General features: G+C 37.9%; 17 protein-coding genes. 4 read left to right on the forward strand and 13 right to left on the reverse strand.

Annotated features, from left to right (window positions below):
* Positions 1–44: 44 nt before the first annotated feature.
* Together LDX54_RS09490 and LDX54_RS09495 are read left to right on the forward strand one after the other, a co-directional pair.
* Positions 45–2,138, forward strand: coding sequence for a hypothetical protein (locus LDX54_RS09490; RefSeq protein WP_265667282.1), 2,094 nt, complete (start codon positions 45–47; stop codon positions 2,136–2,138).
* Complete coding sequence (locus LDX54_RS09495; protein WP_265667281.1) at positions 2,135–2,767, forward strand: ABC transporter ATP-binding protein; 633 nt, start codon at positions 2,135–2,137, stop codon at positions 2,765–2,767. The genes LDX54_RS09490 and LDX54_RS09495 overlap by 4 nt, the downstream gene beginning before the upstream one ends.
* 234 nt (positions 2,768–3,001) lie before the next feature.
* Here the strand turns inward: LDX54_RS09495 and LDX54_RS09500 are convergent, their stop codons facing one another.
* The 6 genes from LDX54_RS09500 to LDX54_RS09525 all read right to left on the reverse strand — a co-directional run bounded on the left by LDX54_RS09500 (position 3,002) and on the right by LDX54_RS09525 (position 11,489).
* Positions 3,002–4,558 (reverse strand): ClC family H(+)/Cl(-) exchange transporter, encoded by a 1,557-nt coding sequence (locus tag LDX54_RS09500; protein ID WP_265667280.1) that lies wholly within the window; start codon positions 4,556–4,558, stop codon positions 3,002–3,004.
* A 91-nt stretch (positions 4,559–4,649) separates the two neighbouring features.
* Entirely contained in the window at positions 4,650–6,035 is a 1,386-nt protein-coding gene (gene gndA, locus LDX54_RS09505) for an NADP-dependent phosphogluconate dehydrogenase (protein ID WP_265667279.1), read from the reverse strand.
* A gap of 126 nt (positions 6,036–6,161) precedes the next feature.
* Positions 6,162–7,616 (reverse strand): gluconokinase, encoded by a 1,455-nt coding sequence (locus tag LDX54_RS09510; RefSeq protein WP_265667278.1) that lies wholly within the window; start codon positions 7,614–7,616, stop codon positions 6,162–6,164.
* Between the two features lie 3 nt (positions 7,617–7,619).
* Positions 7,620–8,687 carry a mannonate dehydratase gene (locus LDX54_RS09515; protein ID WP_265667277.1) on the reverse strand — a complete coding sequence of 356 codons (1,068 nt, stop codon included), beginning with the start codon at positions 8,685–8,687 and terminating at the stop codon, positions 7,620–7,622.
* On the reverse strand, positions 8,684–10,129 hold the full coding sequence (locus LDX54_RS09520; RefSeq protein ID WP_265667638.1) for a glycoside hydrolase family 1 protein: 1,446 nt from the start codon (positions 10,127–10,129) through the stop codon (positions 8,684–8,686). The genes LDX54_RS09515 and LDX54_RS09520 overlap by 4 nt, the downstream gene beginning before the upstream one ends.
* A 49-nt stretch (positions 10,130–10,178) precedes the next feature.
* Positions 10,179–11,489, reverse strand: coding sequence for a PTS sugar transporter subunit IIC (locus LDX54_RS09525; RefSeq protein WP_265667276.1), 1,311 nt, complete (start codon positions 11,487–11,489; stop codon positions 10,179–10,181).
* A gap of 116 nt (positions 11,490–11,605) precedes the next feature.
* Between LDX54_RS09525 and LDX54_RS09530 the strand changes: the two genes are divergently transcribed.
* Positions 11,606–12,286, forward strand: a complete 681-nt coding sequence (locus LDX54_RS09530; protein ID WP_265667275.1) for a GntR family transcriptional regulator — start codon at positions 11,606–11,608, stop codon at positions 12,284–12,286.
* A gap of 45 nt (positions 12,287–12,331) precedes the next feature.
* On the opposite strand, the gene spxB is transcribed toward LDX54_RS09530, so the two are convergent.
* From spxB to LDX54_RS09565, 7 genes are all read right to left on the reverse strand, one after another.
* Entirely contained in the window at positions 12,332–14,146 is a 1,815-nt protein-coding gene (gene spxB, locus LDX54_RS09535; RefSeq protein ID WP_265667274.1) for a pyruvate oxidase, read from the reverse strand.
* Between the two features lie 275 nt (positions 14,147–14,421).
* Positions 14,422–16,320 carry a tRNA uridine-5-carboxymethylaminomethyl(34) synthesis enzyme MnmG gene (gene mnmG, locus LDX54_RS09540; RefSeq protein WP_265667273.1) on the reverse strand — a complete coding sequence of 633 codons (1,899 nt, stop codon included), beginning with the start codon at positions 16,318–16,320 and terminating at the stop codon, positions 14,422–14,424.
* 12 nt (positions 16,321–16,332) lie between these two features.
* Complete coding sequence (gene mnmE, locus LDX54_RS09545; protein WP_265667272.1) at positions 16,333–17,718, reverse strand: tRNA uridine-5-carboxymethylaminomethyl(34) synthesis GTPase MnmE; 1,386 nt, start codon at positions 17,716–17,718, stop codon at positions 16,333–16,335.
* Positions 17,719–17,823: 105 nt separating this feature from the next.
* A complete protein-coding gene (locus tag LDX54_RS09550; RefSeq protein WP_122026703.1) occupies positions 17,824–18,687 on the reverse strand; it encodes a membrane protein insertase YidC in 864 nt (287 codons plus the stop codon).
* A 1-nt stretch (position 18,688) separates the two neighbouring features.
* Positions 18,689–19,057: a ribonuclease P protein component gene (gene rnpA / locus LDX54_RS09555; RefSeq protein ID WP_265667271.1), complete on the reverse strand. Its 369-nt coding sequence runs from the start codon at positions 19,055–19,057 to the stop codon at positions 18,689–18,691.
* A gap of 52 nt (positions 19,058–19,109) precedes the next feature.
* Entirely contained in the window at positions 19,110–19,250 is a 141-nt protein-coding gene (rpmH, locus tag LDX54_RS09560) for a 50S ribosomal protein L34 (RefSeq protein ID WP_003549412.1), read from the reverse strand.
* Between the two features lie 167 nt (positions 19,251–19,417).
* Complete coding sequence (locus LDX54_RS09565) at positions 19,418–19,705, reverse strand: hypothetical protein (protein WP_265667270.1); 288 nt, start codon at positions 19,703–19,705, stop codon at positions 19,418–19,420.
* A gap of 397 nt (positions 19,706–20,102) precedes the next feature.
* On the opposite strand from LDX54_RS09565, the gene LDX54_RS09570 reads away from it, so the two are divergent.
* Positions 20,103–21,944 (forward strand): FAD-dependent oxidoreductase, encoded by a 1,842-nt coding sequence (locus LDX54_RS09570; protein ID WP_265667269.1) that lies wholly within the window; start codon positions 20,103–20,105, stop codon positions 21,942–21,944.
* Positions 21,945–22,567: the final 623 nt, after the last annotated feature.

A 22,567-nucleotide genomic window follows, 5' to 3' on the forward strand; every position in this document is an offset into this window, starting at 1 on the left:
AGTGAAAATTGACTACACCTTTTTTATTAATAGAGGGGTTAGCCATGAAGAAGACGGTAACGACCTGCTTAGCCATTATTACCTGCCTGGCTTACTTAATGATTGTCAATTTTTATCAATCAAAGGACTATGATCAGGTCGCACGAATGGGACAGACCGGTAATTCTTTCCAGGTGTACCTGCAAAACAGTCCGGTTGCTCCAAATGATCAATTAGCCTTTTTCAGGTATTTAGCACGACACGATGATCTGTCAATAATTTTGACAAGCAAGGGCGAAAATAATACCGTAGAAAAATCTTTGATCGCTAGTAGTTCAACTTTTCCTGCTAGTTCTTTTCGTCTCAGTCACCTAAGTTTTGGTAACCGATTAGATTTTTATGCAAGCTATGAAACTCATGATGTACACCAAAGAGGACGTATTCCGGTATTCACAAAGAATAATCGGGTGATCGTGCAGGATATGGAACGTTACTTCAAGGGCAAGCAAGTTGTTGATGGGGTTTATACGATTATACCGGGAAAATCGTCTAAGGCTACGGTAATTGAGAAACTGGCACAATTTTACGGTGTGTCACGCTCCAAATTACTCACACCAACAGCGGGAATGAAGATTGAGTACTTAACCAGAGGACTAATGATTATGGGGGTGCTCCTTATTTTCGTGGGAGTGGTTTTCGTTCTTGTCAATTCGTATTATCCAGTGGCTCAAGCAGGCACAATTGGTGTCAAGAAATTGAATGGGTGGAAAAACGGTGATATTTTGACGGATCTGATTAGACCTGGATTGGTTACGATCGTAATTACTGCCATCCTTTTGGATCTTCTTAGCTTGGTATTTTTTTCCTATCTGCCACAAGGCTTTTTAGCCAGTTGTATTGTTGGACAGACGATTATTACTGTTTTATATTTGGTAGTCAATATTTTCACCTATGTCATGATCAAACACTTGTCGATCGCAGACCTTTTAAAAGGCAAGTTGCACTTAGGTGCGGGGGTTATCTGGGCACTCGGATTGAAAGTGTTGCTAACCGTTGTCTCGGTAATCCTGCTGATTAATATATCGGGTGCTTTAACTAATGCTATAGCTGACTACCAATTGCAACAGGATTGGTCCAAAGAAGGTAATTTGCTAACACTTGAATCCGTTAGCACGCAATTTACTAGTAATGAGCGTCAGGCTACTAGCAGCCTGACTAAATGGTTTAGCAAAATGGCGCAGAACAAGGGCGTATATTATGTTAATAGTGACGTTTATGCTGCTAAAGACATTCTGCCAGTGCATTCGCCTCAATTGAACAATGAAAAATACGAACTGATGGCGGTTAACCGTAATTTTATTAATGCTAAACTACCCCAGGTGCAAAAGCATCTGGAAACTTCACCAGATTTTTTGGTACCGGTTGGGTACCAACGACATGCTAAAGAAATGAAATACTTGCTACAGAGTTACCGCTACAATGACTTATCCAGCAAGCAGCAAAAAAAGCTTAAACCTGAGCAGATAAAAATCAACATCGAATATTATAGTGAACATCTGCAGCCGATTACGTATAATGTCCGCCAGCAAAAACGATTTGTAAATCCCATTATCGAAGTTGTACAAGAAAAGCACCTAAACGAGGGGCAAGCGCTGGCACTGGGTAATACTGACAAGGCGAGCCCAATCAAAATAGAAAATAATGAACAATCTAGGACGCAAATGCGGCAGCTAGCCCGTAGCCCAGAAGTGAAAAGATTACGGTTGAAGTTTGTCACCATGAATAAGATTCTGGCAACGAGCTTGGATGCAACCTATCGGGGATTGCGATCAATCATTCTTATCCTGCTATTTGCTTTCGTGATTAACTTATTTGCAGCAACTTTCCTATGTCTTTATGTTATCTCTAGTCGGCAGAAGAAACATGCAGTTGAGCGTCTATTGGGCTACCACATGTTTGACCGCTACCAGACAGAGATATTACTTTTTACAATGCTGAGCTTAGGCGAATTAGGTGCGTTAATGATTACCCAGGTTGCCTGGCCAATCTTGCTACTAGCACTGGTGTTAATTCTGACTGAACTGGCAGTCCTTAATGTGATTGTCAGGAAAACCGAAGGACATGATTTGCCATTTTTGCTTAAGGGGGGACTATCATGATTGAATTAAAGGATGTGACCAAGAAATTTGGCTCTAAGGTGATTTTTGAGCACTTTAACATGACCATCCAAAAAGGCGAGATGATTGCTGTTGTAGGGCCCAGCGGGGCGGGCAAGAGCACGCTGCTTAACATACTGGGCTTGATTGATGCAGTTGATAGCGGAGAATACCATTTTGAGGATAAGGTTAACGTCAAACCCAACAGTGCATTAGCTCAGAAAATCATCCGGATGAAAATCAGCTATCTCTTTCAAAATTTTGCTTTAGTTGAGGAAGCCACTGTTGCAGAAAACTTGTTGCTTGCGCTCAAATACGTTCACCAAACTAAGACTGCTAAACAGAACCTAATCGCCGCAGCCTTGCAAAAGGTGGGCCTTGGAAACAGTCTGCATAACAAAATTTATGAACTATCAGGCGGCCAGCAACAGCGTGTAGCTATTGCGCGCGCTGTGGTTAAACCTAGCGAACTGGTTTTGGCCGATGAGCCTACGGGGTCTTTAGATGATCAAAATAGAGATGAAATTATCAAGCTGTTGGGCGAACTCAATGATGCAGGCAAGACCGTAGTGATTGTTACTCATGATAAGCGTGTGGCACAGAAATGCCACCGCATAATCAGCTTAGGCTAGACAATCGCAAGTACACACTAACTAGAATCTTATTTCGCCCTTTTTAGAACTGTTTATCAAATTATATTGGTTGAGATTGCTAATATTGACACAAAATATAGGGCCAAAATGCCAAAAGCAGACAAATCACAAAAAATAATATGACCCCCAAATTTAGGACAAATTTGGGGTATTTTTGTGATTTATTAGCTTTTTTAAATTATAAGTAATACAGAATACGGTTAAAACAACTTGCTAGCCATCATATCGGACTCTTTGCATTTGCTTGATTTGACTAAATACCTGACCGCGACGGCCTGCATCAAGAGTTAGAACCAGAGAATCACCGGCTTTAATTACCGATTGACCGTTAGGAATTACATACTTGCCATCACGATATATTGCTTTAACTAAAGTATGCTTAGGCCACTTGATCTGCATGATTTCTTTTCCTGCAAGCTGGCTGTCTTCATAAATGGGCACAGTTAGCTGGTCAGTTTTGCCGGAAACTACCGCTGAATGTTTTTTATTTTTTACAGACATTGCGCGAGCAAGCGTACCGTAAATGGGATCACCATTGAGCAGTTCATCAACCAGTAATGCAACAAAAGCTACCACAGCTAGCGGCATTAAATGAAGCAAAGACCCAACCATTTCCGTAATAAGGATGATGGCGGTAAAAGGAGCCCTAATTACGGCGGCGAAATAGCCAGCCATTGCGAAAATAACCAGATTGATTACAAATTTTGCTGGCAATAAATGTAATTGCACCAAAACAAGACCGTAGCTGGCACCAATTACTGCACCCATTGTCAATATCGGTAAGAAAATACCACTTGGTAGTCCTGAATCGTAAGAGATAATAGAAAACACAATTCTAACAACAAAGAAAAATAAGAGTAACCCAACTATTTTCCAACTGCTTTGTTTAATAATCTGCGGTAACGCTAATATTAAGCGATTACCCGGGCCAGTAATTAAAGGGTAAAAATAAGCGATTGGTATTAATAAAGTAAGAGGTATTAGTCCGTATAACCAACTTGGTAAAAAAGTAATTTTCGCATATAACTTTTTCACTTTAAATAAGCCAGTTTTATAAAAATGACCTAGTAAGCCCAAAATTAAGCCCAAGATGAGCAGATAGCCATACAGCCTAACGGGAAAAGTATGACGATAAACCAGAGATAGTGCTGGCTTTTGACCAAAAATATTTGAAACTACAAAATCTGAAACTAGAGCACCTGCAAGTGCATTTAACCACACCCGTGGTGAAAAGTTATGAAAGACTTCTTCAAGCACAAATAATGCACCACTTAATGGCGCTCCAAAGGCTGCGGCTAAACCGCTGGCCGCTCCAGTAGCTAACAGTACCCGAGCATTCGTTTTTGACTCTTTAGTGCCCTCGCCAACACCTTGACCGATAGTTGAACCGATCTGCAAAGAAGGCCCCTCAGGTCCTAAAAACAGGCCCGTACTGATAACTAAAATACCACCAATAACTTTGCGCCATAATGTAGGCCACCACTTTAGAGTTAGATTTCCTTCCAGTTGTAGTTTTACTTCCGGTATACCAGAGCCGCCAACATGAGGATATTGCTTAACAAAATAACCAGCAATTAAGCCTACTAAAATGAGTCCCAAAATGATTGGGATAAACCATAATGCATTTTGATGTGCCACGTGAAACAGTCTAAGCCATAATTCTGTCATTTTTTGAATACCAAAGCGAAAAAAGCCCACTACAATCCCGCTTGCAAGACCTACTAGCATTGCTTCCAGCAACAGCTTTATTTGTACTTTTTTATCCCTCATAATACCTCTACTTTTTCAATATAATTAGCACTACTAAAAAACCAGTTAAGTTTTAACTTTAACTGGTTTTTAGTGTTACACGTGTAACAACTTATTTTTCCTCATACCATTCAGTGTGATAAACGCCTTCACGGTCATTTCTAAAGTAAGTATGAGCGCCAAAGTAATCACGTTGTCCTTGAATTAAGTTTGCTGGTAAACTTGGATTAAAAATTGATTCCAAGTAATTCAGTGATGCGCTCAATGTCGGAGTAGGAATACCTGCTCTAGTGGCGAGTTCAATCACTGCACGCAAAGCAGCGATATTCTTATTCATTAAGTCCTTGAAATATGGATCTTGGAACATGTTATCAAGTTTCTTACCTTCAGAAAATGCCTTTTCAATGTCTTTTAACATTGCTGAGCGAATAATACAACCTGCTTCCCATGATTGAGCAATTGCTGGATAGCGCAAGTCCCAGTTATAGGCATCAGCGGCCATTTTCAGTTGTTGGAAACCTTGAGCATAAGCTACAGCTTGGCTTAGTTGTAAAGCTTGACCAAGATTATCAATCAAATCTGCTGGTACATCACCACTCCATGTTATTTCTTTACCCTCGCGCGTAGTCGCTTTAGACATAAAACGGCTAATTACAGCTTCTGCAATAACGCTGATTGGAGCACCCAGATGTACACCATCTTCAAGCATCCAGTTACCAGTACCTTTATAAGAAGCAACGTTTAAGATATGATCAATTACATGGTCAGGGGTCAAATTATCCTTTTGCTTTAGCACTTCAGCGGTAATCTCACTTAAATAAGCTTGAACTACTCCTTCATTCCAGTGTGCGAAAATGGCTGACATTTCATCATTTGTTTTGCCCGCAACCTTACGCAAAATATCGTAAACTTCGGAAAATTCCTGCATAATGCCGTATTCGATACCATTGTGGACCATCTTGACATAGTGACCACTGCCTTCAGGTCCAATAAAGCTGACACATGGATGGCCTGCGGAATTCTTAGCTGCAATTGCTTCTAATATTGGTGCAACCTTTTTATAGGCATCTTCATCACCGCCTGGCATCAATGCGGGACCTTTTAAAGCACCCTCTTCTCCACCAGAAACACCCATACCAATAAAGTGAATACCGTGTTGTTCCATTTCATGATAGCGCCGATTAGTGTCATGAAAGTTCGAATTACCACCATCAAGCAAAATGTCGCCTTTATCTAGTAGTGGCAGTAATTTTTGTAAAGTTTCATCAACCGGTTTACCAGCCGCAATTTGAATTAAAATCTTTCGTGGCTTCTCTAAAGAATCAACAAATTCTTCCCAAGAGTATGTTGGCTTTAATTTATCATCTTCATATTTAGCAAAAGCATCTACTTCCGGCTTATCAATTGAAAAACCGGAAACGGAAAAGCCGTTATTTCTCACATTCAAAGCAAGGTTCTTACCCATTACTGATAAGCCTATAACACCGAACTGTTGCATTTATAGTCCTCCATCATTTAAATTTTTTCTTAATTACTAGTATACCTGTTTTAGCGTGTTTGCGCACAACTTGCTTCATTTACCAGACCTAATATCATCTTTTACCAAAAACTGTAAATTTAATGGTCATTCAACCGCTAACCATTCTTCTGTCATTAATTGCCTCACTTTGTTCCACTTCTTTTCTAAGGCCACATAAATGCCATGATTATGGGAATTAACGTGAAAAACTTTTGCTATTTTCAATTCTTTTTGAATCATTAGTGGTGAAGCAATTATTTTTAAGCTTATCATCGCCAAGATGGCAGCCCCTAAAGCAGATGCCTCAACTGATTCGGGCACATAAACTTTGTATCCCGTTATGTCTGCCAATAACTGATCAAAGAATTGATTTTTAGCCATCCCTCCGACTAATACCAGAGCATCAGGCTTTTGCCCATTAAATTGATTGAGTTCCTTTATGATCAAATTTATATTATAAAGCTCCCCTTCCAATACTGCTCTGGCTAAATCTTTATTTGTATGAATTGCAGTTAATCCCATAAAGCCGCCAGAAGCATCAGGATTCCAAATTGGTGCACGTTCACCAAAAATATAAGGCACAAAGAATAGCCCTTTAGCACCCACAGGGCTTTTTTCGGCTAAATCATTTAGTTCCTCAAAAGTAGCTAAATTAAAAATCTTGTCTTTTAGCCACTGCCACACATCCCCAGCATTATTAGTGGGTGCACCAACCACCCAATTATTTTGATACTGATAATATGTAAATAATTTACGATTTTGACAAAGCTTCAATCTATCAATATTAGTTCTGACGGCCGCAGAAGTCCCACAGCTAACCGTATAAAATCGTTCGTCAATTTGCGGATTGCTTAAATTTGCCAGAGTCCCATCAGAACCGCCAATTACAAGGGGTACTTTAATGCTACTTTCAAAATTGGGCACTTGAAAAGTTGTGTCTACTAACTGAGGGAGCTGTTCCTTTTTTATATTTAAATATTGCAGGATATTATCATCCCAATTTTTAGTATAGGTATTAAAAAGCCCCGAGGAATTCGCAGTTGCAAAGTCAACATAGTAGTGCTGCGAAAACTGATACAAAATATAGCTTTTAATATCAACAATAAAAGCAGTCTTCTCCCATAACTTTTTATTCTTTTCTTTAAGCCATAACAATTTACCTAAAGGGAGCATAGGATGTAATGGTGCACCGGTATTTTTTGTCAGATCAAACAAGTCGTCTTTGATAATATCTTTTTTAAAAGTATCCGTTGCTCTATTATCTGCCCAAGTATAGACATTAGTCAGAGGATGATTATTTTTATCAATTAAAATTAAAGTATGCATAGCAGAGGAAAAGCCTATCCCTTTAAGTTCAACAATAGCAATTTTACTTTGTACCTCTGTTAAGCCCAGCTTAACCGCTCTTAAAATATCTTGAGGTCTTTCCTCCGCCTGACCTGTTTCTTCAGTAATCAATGGATAATCATAGCTAGTTTGATAAATTATATGACCCAGTTCATCAAAAGCGATGGTTTTTGTACTTGTTGTCCCAATATCTACACCTATTACAATGGACATTTTTTACTTACTCTTCTTGATCCCTTCTATTAATCCGTATAAATATTCTTCAGCTAATGCTCGGTCAAATAAGCCGTAACCTGGCATAGCTTTCTCATCCCAGATTGCTCGCCCATGATCCGGCCTGATGTAGCCGGTAAAATTATTATCAACTAATATTTTCATCAACTTATACATATCTAAGTCACCATCTTCTGATAAATGAGATGTTTCATGAAAATCGTACTTAGAAGTAAATTTAATATTGCGAGCATGAACAAAGGCTACTCTATTTTTTCTAACAAATTTTTCTAAAATATGTGGTACGTTATTTTGAGGATTAGAGGCCAAGCTGCCACAACAAATAGTTAAAGCATTCGCCGGACTATCGACCATTGAAACAATTCGTTCCAAATCATTTTCGCTTTTACAAATTCTAGGTAAACCAAAAATATCCTGGGCTGGATCATCTGGATGAATTGCCATTTTTATTCCTACTTCTTCACACACTGGAATAATTTGCTGCAAAAAATATTTCAGATTATCTGCCAAGTCAGCACTTGTTTTGCCAGCATATGCAGAAAACAATTCTTTTATTTTTGCCAGCCTTTCTGGTTCCCATCCTGGCATCACAAAGCCGTTATTATTGGACTCCACTTTTTTAATCAGTTCCTGTGGATTTTCTTGAACTAATTCTCTTTGAAAAGCTAAAGCAGTCGATCCATCTGGCAGTTTATAATCTAAAGAAGTCCTTGTCCAGTCAAATATTGGCATAAAGTTATAGCAAATAACTTTAACACCAGCTTTTGCCAGATTACGAATTGTTTCTTGATAATTTTTGATATATTTTGCTCTTGAAGGTAATCCCAGTTTTATGTCTTCATGTACATTAACTGACTCGATCACGTCCATTTTTAATCCCGCAGCAATTATTTCTTTTTTTAAATTTAAAATTTTTGATAGAGGCCAAGTTTCTCCAACAGGAATATCATAAAGCGTGGCAACCACTTGGTGAACTCCTGGAATTTGTCGTATTTGCTTTAGGCTTACTGAATCAGCGTTTGTACCAAACCATCTAAAGCTTAATTTCATTGTTTATTCTCCTCAAAGGTTGATTTATAATAATATGCGCTATCATCAGGCAACGTCCTCTTTGAAATAAGATCTGCATACCAATATCCCGACTTTTTCATTCTTCTTTTTAGATTATTTTCTAGATCAATTTCTACTAAACCATACCTGTTTTTAAACGCATTCATAGGAGATACATTATCTGTAAATGCCCACAACATATATCCTTGACAGTTTGCGCCATCATTAACCGCTTTTATTAGCCAATAAAGATTTTCCCGGATGTAATTAATTCTATAGTCATCTTGAATTATTCCATCAGAGTTCTTATATTTTTGCTCATTTTCTATCCCCATTCCATTTTCACTAATAAACCATGGAAAATTGTGGTAATCCGTTTTCATGATCATTGCAAGATCGTACATCATCGGAGGATAGATTTCCCATCCCCGAGAAGCGTTATATTTTCTACCCGGTAGATCGAAATCACTGTAATATTTTTTAATACTAAATGGTGAATTATTATTCCACTCGTATTCGCGCTGCTTGACCCTGGCTGGTTTATACAGATTTAAGCCAATATAGTCAATAGTATTATTTTTAATGAGTTGCTGATCCTCTGAATGATATCTAAACATAATATTATTTTCTTTTAAAAGTGCTATTAATTCTTGAGAATAACTACCCTTAACTAATGGATCTACAAAAATTCTGTTATTAAGCAAATCAAACCTGTGTGCTGCTAAAACATCTGGATCATATGTTTTTGATCTTGGGTATGCAAATTCCCAATTATGAATAACACCGATCTTGCCACCTTGGTTCATTTGATGATAAATTGCTACTGTTTTCGCCGTAGCAAGCACCTTATGATAATTCCACTGCATCCATTGCTGAGGATCAACTATATGTGGGTATCTCACAGCATCTAAATAAATCCTGGTTTGGGGTACTATCGGCTCGTTGAAAGTAAACCAGTCTTTTACTCGATCACCATATCGTTCAAACAAAATTTTGGCATATTTTACATATAGATCTACGACTTTTCGTGAATTCCAGCCACCGTACTTATTCTGTAAATATTGGGGTACATCATAGTGCTCAATAGCTATCATCGGCCTAACGTTAGCTTTTATCAAAGCATTTATTACATCGTCAATATGTTTAGCATATTCTTCATCAACAGTAAGATTGTCATAATCTGTAAAGAACCTTGACCAATTAACCGAAGTTCTGTATGAATTTAAGCCGATTTTTTTCATTAAATCTATGTCTTCTTGATAACGATTCATAAAATCAGTTGCTACATCCGGTCCTTTGCCATCATGCCAAACGAAGTATTCGTTTTTAAACCAATCATCAAGGTATGAGTCCTGGCCATCTTTTTTTCCACTCCATCCTTCTGTTTGCCAAGCAGATGAGGCTGCACCTAAATTAAAATTTTCAGGTATTTTCATTTTTATACTCCTTTAATACAAAAAAGGCTGAATAATTATTCAACCTTTCAACAAATTAATTTTCTACTGAAGGTTTTTGGGTTTCAGAAATTTTAACAAATGGTAAGTAAATTAAAACTGCAACAACAATACATACAGCTTGGGTAATCACTGCGCCCCAATTACCACCAGTTGCCAAAAACCCGCTAATTAATGGTGGTGTTGGCCATGGAGTATAAACATATGCTCTAGCAGCAAAGCCCGTTGCCGTTGCGAAATAGCCAATTGTACCAGTTACTAATGGAGTAACAATAAATGGAATAGCAAGGATAGGATTTAGTACAATCGGCAAGCCAAAGATAACTGGTTCATTAATATTAAAAATACCAGGTGCTAATGACAATTTCGCAATAGCTTTAATATCAGCCCTTTTCTTTGTGACTAAAAATATGGCTATCAATAAACCAATTGTGACACCTGAGCCACCCATGCTCATATACATATCCCAAAATGGCATAGTAATAATATTAGGCAATGGTTTACCAGCTGCATGTGCTTCTGTATTAGCTGCAATTGCGGCAATTAATAGCGGTTCACGAATCGGTTTAATCATTTGATTACCATGAATACCTATTATCCAGAATAACTGTGCCACTAGCATTAACAGTAGGATACCGGGTAGTCCCTGAACTACATTTTGCAATGGCTTTTGTACCAAACTGTAAATAATATCAAACAAAGACATATGTGTGATTAGGGTAATTATTACTCCAACAGCAGAAATTATAGCTACTGTAATCATTGTTGGGAATAAAGCAGAAAAGCTTCTGGAAACATTAGATGGTACACTATCCGGCATTTTCAATTGCAGTGCTTTTTGCTTACTCAACCAAGCATAAAGTTGTACAGAAAGGATTGCAATTAACATTCCTAAAAACAATCCTTTTGTATCAGTATACTGTTTCGCAAAAACATCTGTTACCTGAATCGTCTGTTTCTTAGCCGTAATAAAATTATAAACACTAGGATTAACTGAAACATAGCTCATTAAAGCAATGATCCCCGGGAAATAGCCCTTTAAATTGTTTTTCTTACCCATTTCAATACCGATAATGAATACAGCATAAATTGTAAAGAAACTTAATGTGGCATAATTAATACCATTCGCAATGGGTTGCAAATTAACCAGCCAGTGCAGTCCATTTATTTGAGCCAAGCCTTGTTTATCATCAAAGACCATACTGGAAAATAAAGTTGCAAACGCGCCAGTAATAATAATCGGAATCAATGAATAGAATGCATCTTTTATGGATGATATATATTTGTTGCCATTTATGACAGCAGCAAATTTATTCATTGATGAGACAAATTTTTGTCCTTTTTTCATTTTACTCCCTCCAACTGATATATTAGTATATTTGATTACGCTTTCATTATAGTATGCAGCTTTCGTAAAAGTCAACAGAAGTTGTATACTAATATATATGCTTTAAGGAGAAAAATATGTTGCCAGATATTAGAAACATGCAAACAATCGCATATGATAAATTAAAAGAAATGATTGTCACATTGGAATTAAAGCCAGGAGAAAAAATAACTTTAAATAAGATTATTGATACTTTAGGTATTGGTAGGACTCCCATTCGTGAAGCAATTATCAAGTTTAAAGATCAAAATTTAGTTAAAGTTATACCTCAGAGTGGAACTTATATCTCTAAAATAGATCTGAAACAAGCTGAAGATGCAATGTTTGTTAGAAAACTTATTGAAAAGAAAATAGTCGCTATGGCAATTAATAAAGACGATGACGATCTTAAAAATAAACTAGCTAAAATATTGGATTTCGCTAAAGTAAAAGAAAATCAGCAAGACAAAAGAAATTTTTTTCATTTTGATAATGAATTTCATAAATCTTTTTATACTGCCGTTGATAAAGAAGACATTTGGAATTGGATGCAAACTCTAAATGTTCAACTAGAAAGATTCAGATATTTACGTTTATCAGTTGAGGATCTACAATGGTCTACTATAATTGAGCAACATGAATCAATTTTTAATACAGTTATTAATAAAGATATTCCTTTAGGTACTCATGAAATTGAAAATCATCTTAGTATGATGTTTAAAGAAGAAGAAGAGCTTATCAGTGCTTATCCTGACTATTTTACAAATTTGACCAAATAAAAAGAACGCCCTATTGGACGTTCTTTTTTAAGGTTTTACACTTAATTAGTGAGCTGAAGCACCTGAAGTTGTGTCAGGTTCTGGTTCAGGCTCTGGCTCAGGTTCTTCTTCAGCTTCTGAAGCACCTGAAGCAGCATCTTCTACTAAGCCATACTTGTCAGCAAAGTAACTAAATGGTTTCAAGCCTTCAGCTTGATACTTCTTAACAAATTCTGGGTCATCAAGAGTATTCAATTCAGTTGAGTAAGGCATATCATGAGTGAACTTAATGTCAACTAACATTGGTCCATCCATTTCCTTGAATTCTTTAACTGCGTCTTCGAATTCTTTCTTAGTACGTACAGTTACACCTTTTACATTCATACCTTCAGCAACTTTAGCCCAGTCGTTGTTTGGCAGAATAACACCTGATAATGGTTGGTGTGATTCATCAACTTGTTCAGCTTCAATGTAACCTAAAGTATCATTAGTGAAGACAACGTTCATAATGTGCATATTGTAACGAGCTTGAGTCAACAACTCTTGGTTCATCATGGCAAAGCCACCGTCACCACTTAAGTTCCAAACTTCACGCTCTGGGTGAGCAGTTGCTGCAGCAAGTGCAGCTGGTGAACCAAAGCCCATAGTTGCGTACAAGCCTGAAGTTGCCCAAGTTTGGTCATCATGCAAGTTTACTAAACGTTGGAAGTCAATGTTAATGTTACCAACATCAATAGCAAATTGTGCATCATCATCAGCATATTTATTGATAATGTCAAAGATTGGTTCACGGCGAATTGGCATTTCGTCTGAATCATCAAAGCTGTGTTCCCATTCTTCCCAGTTTTGACGGTCAGCAATAGCAGCCTTGTAAAGTGGTGATTCTTCACGAGCTTGACCTGCGTCAATCATAGCTTGTAAAGTCTTAGCACCATCAGCCAAAATTGGAACATCAACAGCGTGACGCTTGCCTAATTTTTCTGAGTCAACATCAATTTGGACAACTTTAGCCTTAGGATCAAAGAAGAATAATGAGAATGGTGAGTCATTACCAACCCAGATAACTGCATCAGCATGAGTTTGGATATCATCACTTGGCTTAGGTGCAACACGACCAATTGAACCCATGTAAGCTGGGCATTTATCTTCAACAACACCTTTAGCCATAACTGAGGACATCAATGGGGTCTTGAATTTTTCAGCGAATTTTTCTAAGACATCGCCATGACCCTTCATACCTAGACCAAAGTAAACAACCGGGTTCTTTGCTTCTTCAAGAAGCTTAACAGCTGCTTCAACTTCATCTTTCTTAGGAGCTGCATAGTTTGGAACAGCTTTCATTGCATTGTAATTTACACGGTAATTGTCATCAATCTTGTCCCAGCCAAAATCCTTAGGAAGAATTAAGACAGCTGGACCCTTCTTAGCATAAGCTTGGCGAATTGCTTCATCCATCATTGAAGGGATTTGCTCTGCACGCTTAATTTGGTGGTTCCAAACAGCAACCGGATCAAACCAAGGCTTCTCGTCAAAAGCTTGGAAGAAGTCCATATCCTGACGACCAGTTGGAACGTTAGCTACAATAGCTACCATAGGAACTTTGTCGTATTTTGCATCGTACAAGCCGTTCATCAAGTGAACAGCACCAGGGCCGGCTGAACCGAAGCATACACCGACCTTGCCAGTATATTTATATTCAGCTGAAGCAGCCAAAGCACCAGCCTCTTCGTGCCGAACTTCAATATACTTCAACTTACCCTTAAAGTCGTGGATAGCGTTCATTGTTGAGTCAAATGAGCCACCCGGAAAACCATAAATATGATCAATATGCCAGTCCAACAAAACTTGGAGCATGGCATTTGCGCCATTAATTTTTGCCATTTTAAAGTGCATCTCCTTAAATACATGTTTACTTACATATTGTATTAAAACATATAATTTCACAATTTCAAGTAAGCAAAATTAGTTATTAGCACAACATGTAAGCGCTTTGTAAAAATATTATCTTCACAAAGTTAAGCGCTATACTAATGACATTCAGATAACAGCAATAATTCCATTTGTGATTAGCTGATCATAACGACCAAATTTGTGCATTTTTTGGTGTATTTAATCCTCAGAAAATATTTTTTATAAAGTTTAAATTTTTACTAAATTTAATGTTGAATTTTCTGATAACGACCATTTTGCACGTAAACGCTTAAAATGGCCATATCTGCTGGATTTACTCCTGAAATACGTTCAGCCTGTGCTATTGTCTCAGGTCTGATTTTGGCAAATTTCTCTCGTGCTTCTGTTGCTAAGCCATCTATTGCACTGTAATCAATGTCCATAGGAATTTTCTTTGCTTCCTGCCGGTGCAGTTTATCAATTTGTTGCTGTTCCTTTTTGATATAACCGGCATACTTAACGTTAATTTCAATCTGCTCTCTGACATAGCGCTCATTTGAAATACGCATCCCTGTCAAACGCTCTATATCAGTCACCTTAACCTTAGGTCTTCTTAAGAAAACATCGGCCTTCACGCCGGCTTTTAACTTTTCTTCACCAATACTTGCAAGATACTCCTGAACTTCTTCAGTAGGATGAACCGTGATCTTTTTAACAGCTTGAGCAGCTTGAGCAATTTGTTCTTTCTTTGCTAAGAACTTAGAGTAACGTTCTTCAGAAATCAGACCAAGTTTAAAGCCATAATCCGTCAAACGTAAATCAGCATTATCATGACGTAAAATCAAACGATATTCTGCTCGTGAGGTCAATAAACGATACGGTTCTTCTGTTCCTTTAGTAACTAAATCATCAATTAAAACGCCAATATAAGCTTCATCGCGGCCTAGGGTAAATCCCGGCTGACCAGCAGCCCGCAAAGCTGCATTAATGCCAGCAATCAGTCCCTGCCCGGCTGCTTCTTCATAGCCGGAAGTTCCGTTCATCTGCCCCGCAGTAAACAAGTTTTTAATATTTTTGGTTTCTAAAGTATGCTTTAACTGCCAAGGATCAATCACATCATACTCAATAGCGTAGCCCGGCCGCATCAATTCCGCATTTTCAAGGCCAGCTACCGAATGCAGCATTTTTAACTGAATTTCTTCAGGCATTGAGGTTGAAAAATCGCCAACATAAACTTCTTTGGTATTTTTACCCTCCGGCTCCAAGAAAATTTGATGACGAGGCTTATCCGCAAAACGAACTACCTTAGTTTCAATTGACGGACAATAGCGCGGTCCTACGCCCTTGATCTCTCCCGAAAACATAGGCGAACGGTTTAGATTTTGGTTAATTATTTTATGCGTGGTTTTATTTGTATATGTCATCCAACATGAAACCTGATTCTTGAGGTAATCTTCATCTTTAGTTTCATAAGAAAAATGACGCGGAATTTTATCGCCAGGTTCTTCCTCAGTTTTAGAATAGTCAATGGTATTACTATTAACGCGCGGCGGTGTACCAGTTTTAAAACGGCGTAATTTAAAGCCCAGTTTTTCTAAATTTTCTGAAAGCTTAATTGCCGGTACAGTGTTGTTGGGACCGGATGAGTAATTCAATTCGCCAATAAAAATACGCCCGCGAGCTGATGTTCCTGTTGTGAGTACAACGCTTTTAGCATGGTACCTGGCTCCTGTGTTGGTAATTAACCCTCTGCAAACTCCATCTTCAACAATTAATTCATCAACTGTCGCCTGTCTCAAAGTCAAATTAGGCGTATCCTCAATCACTTTTTTCATCTGTTCGTGATACTGCCACTTATCGGCTTGTGCGCGCAATGCCCGTACAGCTGGCCCTTTACCTGTATTTAGCATCCGCATTTGAATATAGGTAGCGTCAATATTTTTACCCATTTGACCGCCCAAGGCATCAATCTCGCGCACCACTGTTCCTTTAGCCGGGCCTCCTACTGATGGATTGCACGGCATAAAAGCAACCATATCAAGGCTAATCGTCAAAAGTAACGTCTTCTGGCCCATTCTAGCACTCGCCAAGGCTGCTTCACTGCCCGCGTGACCAGCACCAACAACAATGACATCATAATCATTTGAGTCATAATTTTTAATCATTAATTTTCACACCTATTTTCCCAAACAAAATTGACTAAACAATTCATTAACTAACTCATCAGGACTGCTTTCACCCGTAATTTGGCCTAGAGTGTCCCAGGCGCCGTTGAAATCAATTTGGGCAATGTCTAGAGGAACTTCATCTTTTAAGGCCTGAACAACGTCTTGCAGCTGCTTTTTGGCCTTTTCCAGTAAACCAACCTGTCTTTGATTAGTTACCATGACCTGGTCATTTGAGTTCTCAATCCCCTTGAAAAACAGTTCTTTGATTGTTTTTTCTAATTGCTCAAGATTTTGTTTTTGCAAAATTGAAATGGCAATAACCGGACTCTTGGTTAAATTTGTTATTTCGGCAGTAGAAATTTTTTGGCCCAAGTCGGTCTTATTTAAAATAACAATGCGCTTTTTCTCAGCAGTAGCTTCAATCAAGGCATAGTCTTCAGGAGTTAATTCCTTACTTGCATCAAACAAGAGCAAAACTAAATCTGCCTTTGCCAGTGCTTTTTTGGAACGCTCAACCCCAATTTTTTCCACCTTATTATCAGTGTGCCTGATACCTGCAGTATCAATTAATTCTAAAGGTACACCTTTAACAGAAACATATTCTTCCAAAGTATCACGGGTCGTACCGGCAACATCGGTAACGATCGCCGTATCGCTTTGCGTTAGATAATTAAGTAAAGATGATTTACCCACATTCGGCTGGCCAATAATCGCAGTAGCTAAGCCGTTACGTAACGCCGTTCCTTCACTTGCCGTTTTGAGCAATTTATCTATTTTAGCAATAACAGACTGAGAAACATTCGCCATTTGCTTAGCCGTAACAGTATCAGCATCATATTCTGGATAATCAATATTGACTTCAACGTTAGCCAGCGTATCCAAAATTTCCTGCCGCATTGCCCTAATTTTTTCCAGCAGACCGCCTTCCAGCTGCTTTTCTGCCACTTGCCTGGCCTTATCAGTTTTAGCGCGCACAATATCCATTACGCTTTCAGCCTGAGTTAAGTCAATGCGACCATTAACAAATGCCCTTTTAGTAAATTCGCCGGGATCAGCCATGCGCGCACCATTTTTTAATAATAATTGCAAAATATGGTTGGTGACAACAATGCCGCCATGACAATTAATCTCAACAATATCTTCCCTGGTAAAAGTCTTAGGAGCCAGCATTACAGATACCATAACTTCGTCAATCACTTGCTCGCTTAGTGGATCAACTATATGTCCATAATGAATAGTATGAGTCGGTACCTTAGTTAAATTTGCACCCTTAAAAACCTGATTGGCAATTTTAACAGCTTCTTCACCAGACATACGGACAATAGAAATGCCGCCTTCACCAATTGGCGTTGAAATCGCTGCAATCGTATCAAACTCCGTTAAAGTTTGTGCCATGATTTTCTCCTTTTTCAATAAAAAAAGCGCATTATTCCACCATGAATAATCATGATGGATAAAGCACTTTGACTACTTTAACTAAATCATTACTTTAGATTAAAATTATTTTCTACGTTTTAATCGTTTATAAGTTTTGCGCAATTGACGCTTACGTTCGCGCTCTTGGCGCTCTCTTTCTTCCTGTTCACGCCGATATTTAATAGGGTTTTGCAGAATGAAAGTTTGAACCACCTGGAACAGGTTGGAAATTACCCAGTAAACTACAATAGCTGACTGGAAATATATACCCATTACACCAACCATAATTGCCATACCATAAGTCATAATCTTAGTTGACAAGGTTTGTGATTCTTTTGGCGTAGATAATTGACTGATATAAGTCGATATAAAAGTCAAGACCATAGACAAAATTGGCATAATAAAGTATGGATCCGGCTTACCTAAATCCATCCACATAAAGTGGCCAGTTTGCAGTTGTGGCGTTTGCCAAATCGCACCATACAAAGCATACATAACCGGTAACTGAATAATTAAAGGCAAACAACCAGCATAAGGATTAATTCCTGCCTCTTTATAGAGCTTATTTGTTTCTTGCGAAAGCAAAGTTCGCGATTCTGTATCACTACCGGGATACTTTTTACGTAAAGCGTCTATTTCCGGCTGAATTTTCTGCATCTTAGTAGTGCTTTTAATCTGAATAGCACTAAGCGGATACAAAATAAGCCTTACTATAATAGTAAAGATAATAATTGCCCAACCATAGTTGTTGCCTACCAGCTTAGACAGCCACAACAAAAACGTGGACATGTAATAAATGACCCAGCGATTCCACCAGCTGCCGCTTGTATGGGAAACAGGTTCTGGCTTGCCGTTTGATGCACATCCTGTTAAGACAACCGCTAATGCAACTACTGTCAGCAGCACAAGTAGACGCTTGACATTCTTTTTAGTTAAAATGTCTTTCACTCTAATCTTCCTCAACTTTATTCGGTATCTCTTCAATTATATTGGCTAAAAAGAGTGCATGCAAGAGATTCTTACGAACATCATCCCATCTAAAATTACGCGCATACGGTCTAGCAATGACTAAAAAATCAATATGTGGTTTAATTAAAGGTTTATTTTCAGTAAGAACAGCGCGAATATAACGTTTGAGGCGATTACGCACTACAGCGGTGTGTCCGACCTTTTTACCAACAGAAATGCCAACACGAAAATGCTTGTTTTCCGGTTTGTCCATTTGATAAATCACAAAAGCACGATTTGCTACTGAATTGCCTGACTTAAAAACTGTCTGAAAATCATTTTCTGTTTTAACACGATAAGACTTTCTCAAAACGTTTCATTCCACTCTTAAAAATTAAAAAAACCACTGGGATTTCAGTGGTTTAAGCAGATAAGACTTTTCTACCCTTTGCGCGGCGTCTAGCCAAAACCTTACGGCCATTTGATGTACTCATCCGTTTCATAAAGCCGTGAACTCTTGAACGGTGACGCTTTTTAGGTTGGTAAGTTCTTTTAGTTGTCATTAAACTACACCTCCAATTTTGTATGCAGACTGCACAATTTAATATCTAGGATACCATGATTAAAGTAAAAAACCAAGTAAAAAGAGAAAAAACATCGGGATTAATTACCAATTTAGGAATAATTTGTGACCTGGCTTAAACTAGCCGTGAAAAATTCTTACAGTTTTCTATAACAAATCAGCCTTGGCAATTTCAATTGACGGGTAATGTCCAAGTGCTGGCAAATCGGTATCAGGCGGGCAAGAATAAACCATATAATAATCACCATCTGACTGCTTGGCCGTCAATTCTTCCAATTTTTGTCTGGCACGTTCAACACTCTGCGTAATATAAACTACACTAACAACGCCCACCTTCTCTGCTTCATGTGCACTGATTGCAACACTGCCTTTTAGTATCACCTTTAAATTGCCGTCGTCTTTTAGTCCCAACTCAACATAATCTTGATAATCCATATTGGTACCTCACAATAAATAAATATTTTTATTTGCTGTTAACCAGCCTATTCAGCACTTGGAGTAGTATCAAATAAAAAGCTTACTCATACCATTACTCCTTCAATTATAATGGTGCTTTCTTTACAATCAAGTTTGATTATAAGCTTTGTATGGACTTTCACAAATTACTTTAAATAATAAGTATTAGGTTATTGTATCGATTCTGAGACTATTTTTAAGATTGCCTTTACGCCGCTGCAATGACACCATATTAAAAGCAATTTGGCTTACACAGCACTTCACATTCTTTACTCTTTTTTAATCATTCTATTACTTATTGATGATAAAATTATCTTTGGAGGCAAGCGCTTTCCATAGCGCTTAATACAATTTTGTTATAATAAAGGAGATTTTTATGGTAAGTGGTGTTTTTAAAGGTGCTGCTCAAGGCTTTCACAGCTTATTAACCAGTAATGTTACATTAAAGGACGGTAAAATAATCAAAGTTGCTGTTGACGGTGTTCAGCCATATACGGTTGGTTCCTATGCAATACCAACAATGATTAACAGAATTGAAAAAGCCGGCAATACTGATGTGGATGTTGTTACATCCGCTTCAGTAAGTACCTCGGCAGTTGTTAATGGCGTAAATAAAGCTTTAGAAGTTGCCCAAGGAAAATTAACTGCAGACGATGCCGTTAATCCAAAAGTAAAACCAAGTAAAAAACCTAACTATCCGGTTTATGCCAAAGTAAACAATAACAAGTATATCGAATCTCAAGTGCAATTTGACGATACTTATGACGTGATTGTTGTTGGTTCAGGTATCTCTGGATTATCAGCTGCTATTGAAGCAAAAAAGCATGGTAACAGCGTAGTTATTTTTGAAAAAACAGGTATGGTCGGTGGTACCAGTAATTATTCCGCTGGCGTTATTCAGGGTTCTGGCGATAAATATCAAAAAGAATTTACAAGCTATCAAAATGACAATCCTGAACTACATGCTCAAGAGTTAATTCAAGCCGGTGAAGGCAGAGTAAATCCTCAAATGATAAAAGAATTAGCCGAGGATTCTGCTAATAACATTGAATGGCTGGCAAGTTTAGGAATAAAATGGACATCTGTTTATGGCCACAGAGTTATTCCTTATGAAAACAAGGATTACTTTGCGCAAAGAATTCACGTTTATGAACATGGTGGCGGTTTAGGTACAGGCTGCGTAATGATTGACGCAGTCAGAAAAGAAGCTGACCGTTTGGGAATAAAGATTTTCTTTGATACTCCTGTAATTAATTTAGTAACCACCAGCTATACTGACAAATCAGTTGTTGGCGTAGTAACTAATTGCAAAGGCAAAACTAGTTATTATCGCGCTAATAAAGGTGTAGTCTTGGCTACTGCAGGTATTGACTATAACGAAAAACTAGCTAAAGAATTTGCTCCGCAACAATATCGTGATATTAAAAATCATGCCTTGACTAATTCTAAATACGATACCGGTGACGGCATTTTAATGGGATTAGCACTTAACGCCGCAACTGAAGGCTTAGGCGGCTCTATGGATGTTGATTTCAAGAGCAATGTAGGTGCAGCAGATAATTTGCCGACACCGCCAATGTTCTACGTAAATGGCAACGGTAAACGTTACGTCAACGAAGATACTACTTACGGTTATCTAACCCGTGCCACTTACCAACAAGAACTAATTTGGGATAAACCAACTTGGCAAATCTTCGATTCATCAACCTTCTCTGCCCCATTTTCACCTTGGAGATCTGCTGCAGACACGGAGAAAGATATTAATTCCGGTGAAATGTTTAAAGCAGATTCAATTGCAGAATTAGCTGCTAAAATCAATGTACCAGCTGAAAACTTAAAGCGGCAACTAGAGACCTGGAATGAAAACGCCGCAAATGGTGCAGATAAAGAGTTTGGTCGTAAAGAAGGCCTGCAAGAATTACATGCGCCATTCTATGCTTATGCTCACAAGGACAGCAATTTTGGTGCAATTGGCGGCTTGAAAGTAACTACTAATTATGAAGTAGTTGATCAAGATGATCAAAAGATTGCTCACCTGTATGCTATCGGCTGCAACTCTGGTGGCTGGAATGCAAATTATTACCCATCATCAGGTACTGCCTTAGCCGAGGGAATGCATTCAGGCCGCAGAGTCGGCAGAGTCCTCTCCGGTTTAGTAGAAGAAGTTAATGTTACGCCTGCAGAAACTGATGCAACAACCGGTTCATCAGAATATTAAAAAACTAATTTTTAGACAAAAAAGAAGAGCGTTCTTACTAATCTTAATTTAGTAAGGCGCTTTTTCTTTGCTCAAGTTAAAAACAGCTTCTGTCGTTTTTTCAAAGTAATAATTTTGTTTAAAGAATTTTGCCAGCTTGAAGCCAAATAATTATAAGTTATTAATTATCAGTAGTACGGAGTTTTAAAGTAATAAGTGTGATCTTGCATTAGCGCTGCTTACTTCTTATTTTATGTTAAGACAAAAGTAAAATTTCCTACACCGGTTCAAGATTAAGTTTCGTCGTATTTGTTTAAAATTAATATCCTAAAATTATCCACAAGTGCAAATTCACATCATTTTACACAAACTTATCCACAATCTACAACCTGTTTATAAAATTATCCACAGTATGTGGATAGCATAATCAATATAACTTGCAATATACTGCTATTTCAGTAAAAGATTTCCACAAGCTATAATGTAAATAAGCTAAATATTACCCAATTTTTTAATCTAAAGTGAATTTCTTTCTAAAATCTATCCACAGCTTGTTAATTCTGAATTCTTTTTGTGCACCTGTGGAAAACATTTTTATTAGATGGTAAAATAAGTTTTGCGTAACGTAAGCGGAGGGAAATATT

Source organism: Lactobacillus sp. IBH004 (genome assembly GCF_026185255.2).
Classification (GTDB): Bacteria; Bacillota; Bacilli; order Lactobacillales; family Lactobacillaceae; genus Lactobacillus; species Lactobacillus melliventris.

Excerpts from the sequence above, each read along its gene's own strand:
- LDX54_RS09490 (WP_265667282.1), top strand. The coding sequence starts at position 45 with ATGAAGAAGACGGTAACGACCTGCTTAGCCATTATTACCTGCCTGGCT.
- LDX54_RS09495 (WP_265667281.1), top strand. The coding sequence starts at position 2,135 with ATGATTGAATTAAAGGATGTGACCAAGAAATTTGGCTCTAAGGTGATT.
- LDX54_RS09500 (WP_265667280.1), bottom strand. The coding sequence starts at position 4,558 with ATGAGGGATAAAAAAGTACAAATAAAGCTGTTGCTGGAAGCAATGCTA.
- gndA (WP_265667279.1), bottom strand. The coding sequence starts at position 6,035 with ATGCAACAGTTCGGTGTTATAGGCTTATCAGTAATGGGTAAGAACCTT.
- LDX54_RS09510 (WP_265667278.1), bottom strand. The coding sequence starts at position 7,616 with ATGTCCATTGTAATAGGTGTAGATATTGGGACAACAAGTACAAAAACC.
- LDX54_RS09515 (WP_265667277.1), bottom strand. The coding sequence starts at position 8,687 with ATGAAATTAAGCTTTAGATGGTTTGGTACAAACGCTGATTCAGTAAGC.
- LDX54_RS09525 (WP_265667276.1), bottom strand. The coding sequence starts at position 11,489 with ATGAAAAAAGGACAAAAATTTGTCTCATCAATGAATAAATTTGCTGCT.
- LDX54_RS09530 (WP_265667275.1), top strand. The coding sequence starts at position 11,606 with ATGTTGCCAGATATTAGAAACATGCAAACAATCGCATATGATAAATTA.
- spxB (WP_265667274.1), bottom strand. The coding sequence starts at position 14,146 with ATGGCAAAAATTAATGGCGCAAATGCCATGCTCCAAGTTTTGTTGGAC.
- mnmG (WP_265667273.1), bottom strand. The coding sequence starts at position 16,320 with ATGATTAAAAATTATGACTCAAATGATTATGATGTCATTGTTGTTGGT.
- mnmE (WP_265667272.1), bottom strand. The coding sequence starts at position 17,718 with ATGGCACAAACTTTAACGGAGTTTGATACGATTGCAGCGATTTCAACG.
- rpmH (WP_003549412.1), bottom strand. The coding sequence starts at position 19,250 with ATGACAACTAAAAGAACTTACCAACCTAAAAAGCGTCACCGTTCAAGA.
- LDX54_RS09565 (WP_265667270.1), bottom strand. The coding sequence starts at position 19,705 with ATGGATTATCAAGATTATGTTGAGTTGGGACTAAAAGACGACGGCAAT.
- LDX54_RS09570 (WP_265667269.1), top strand. The coding sequence starts at position 20,103 with ATGGTAAGTGGTGTTTTTAAAGGTGCTGCTCAAGGCTTTCACAGCTTA.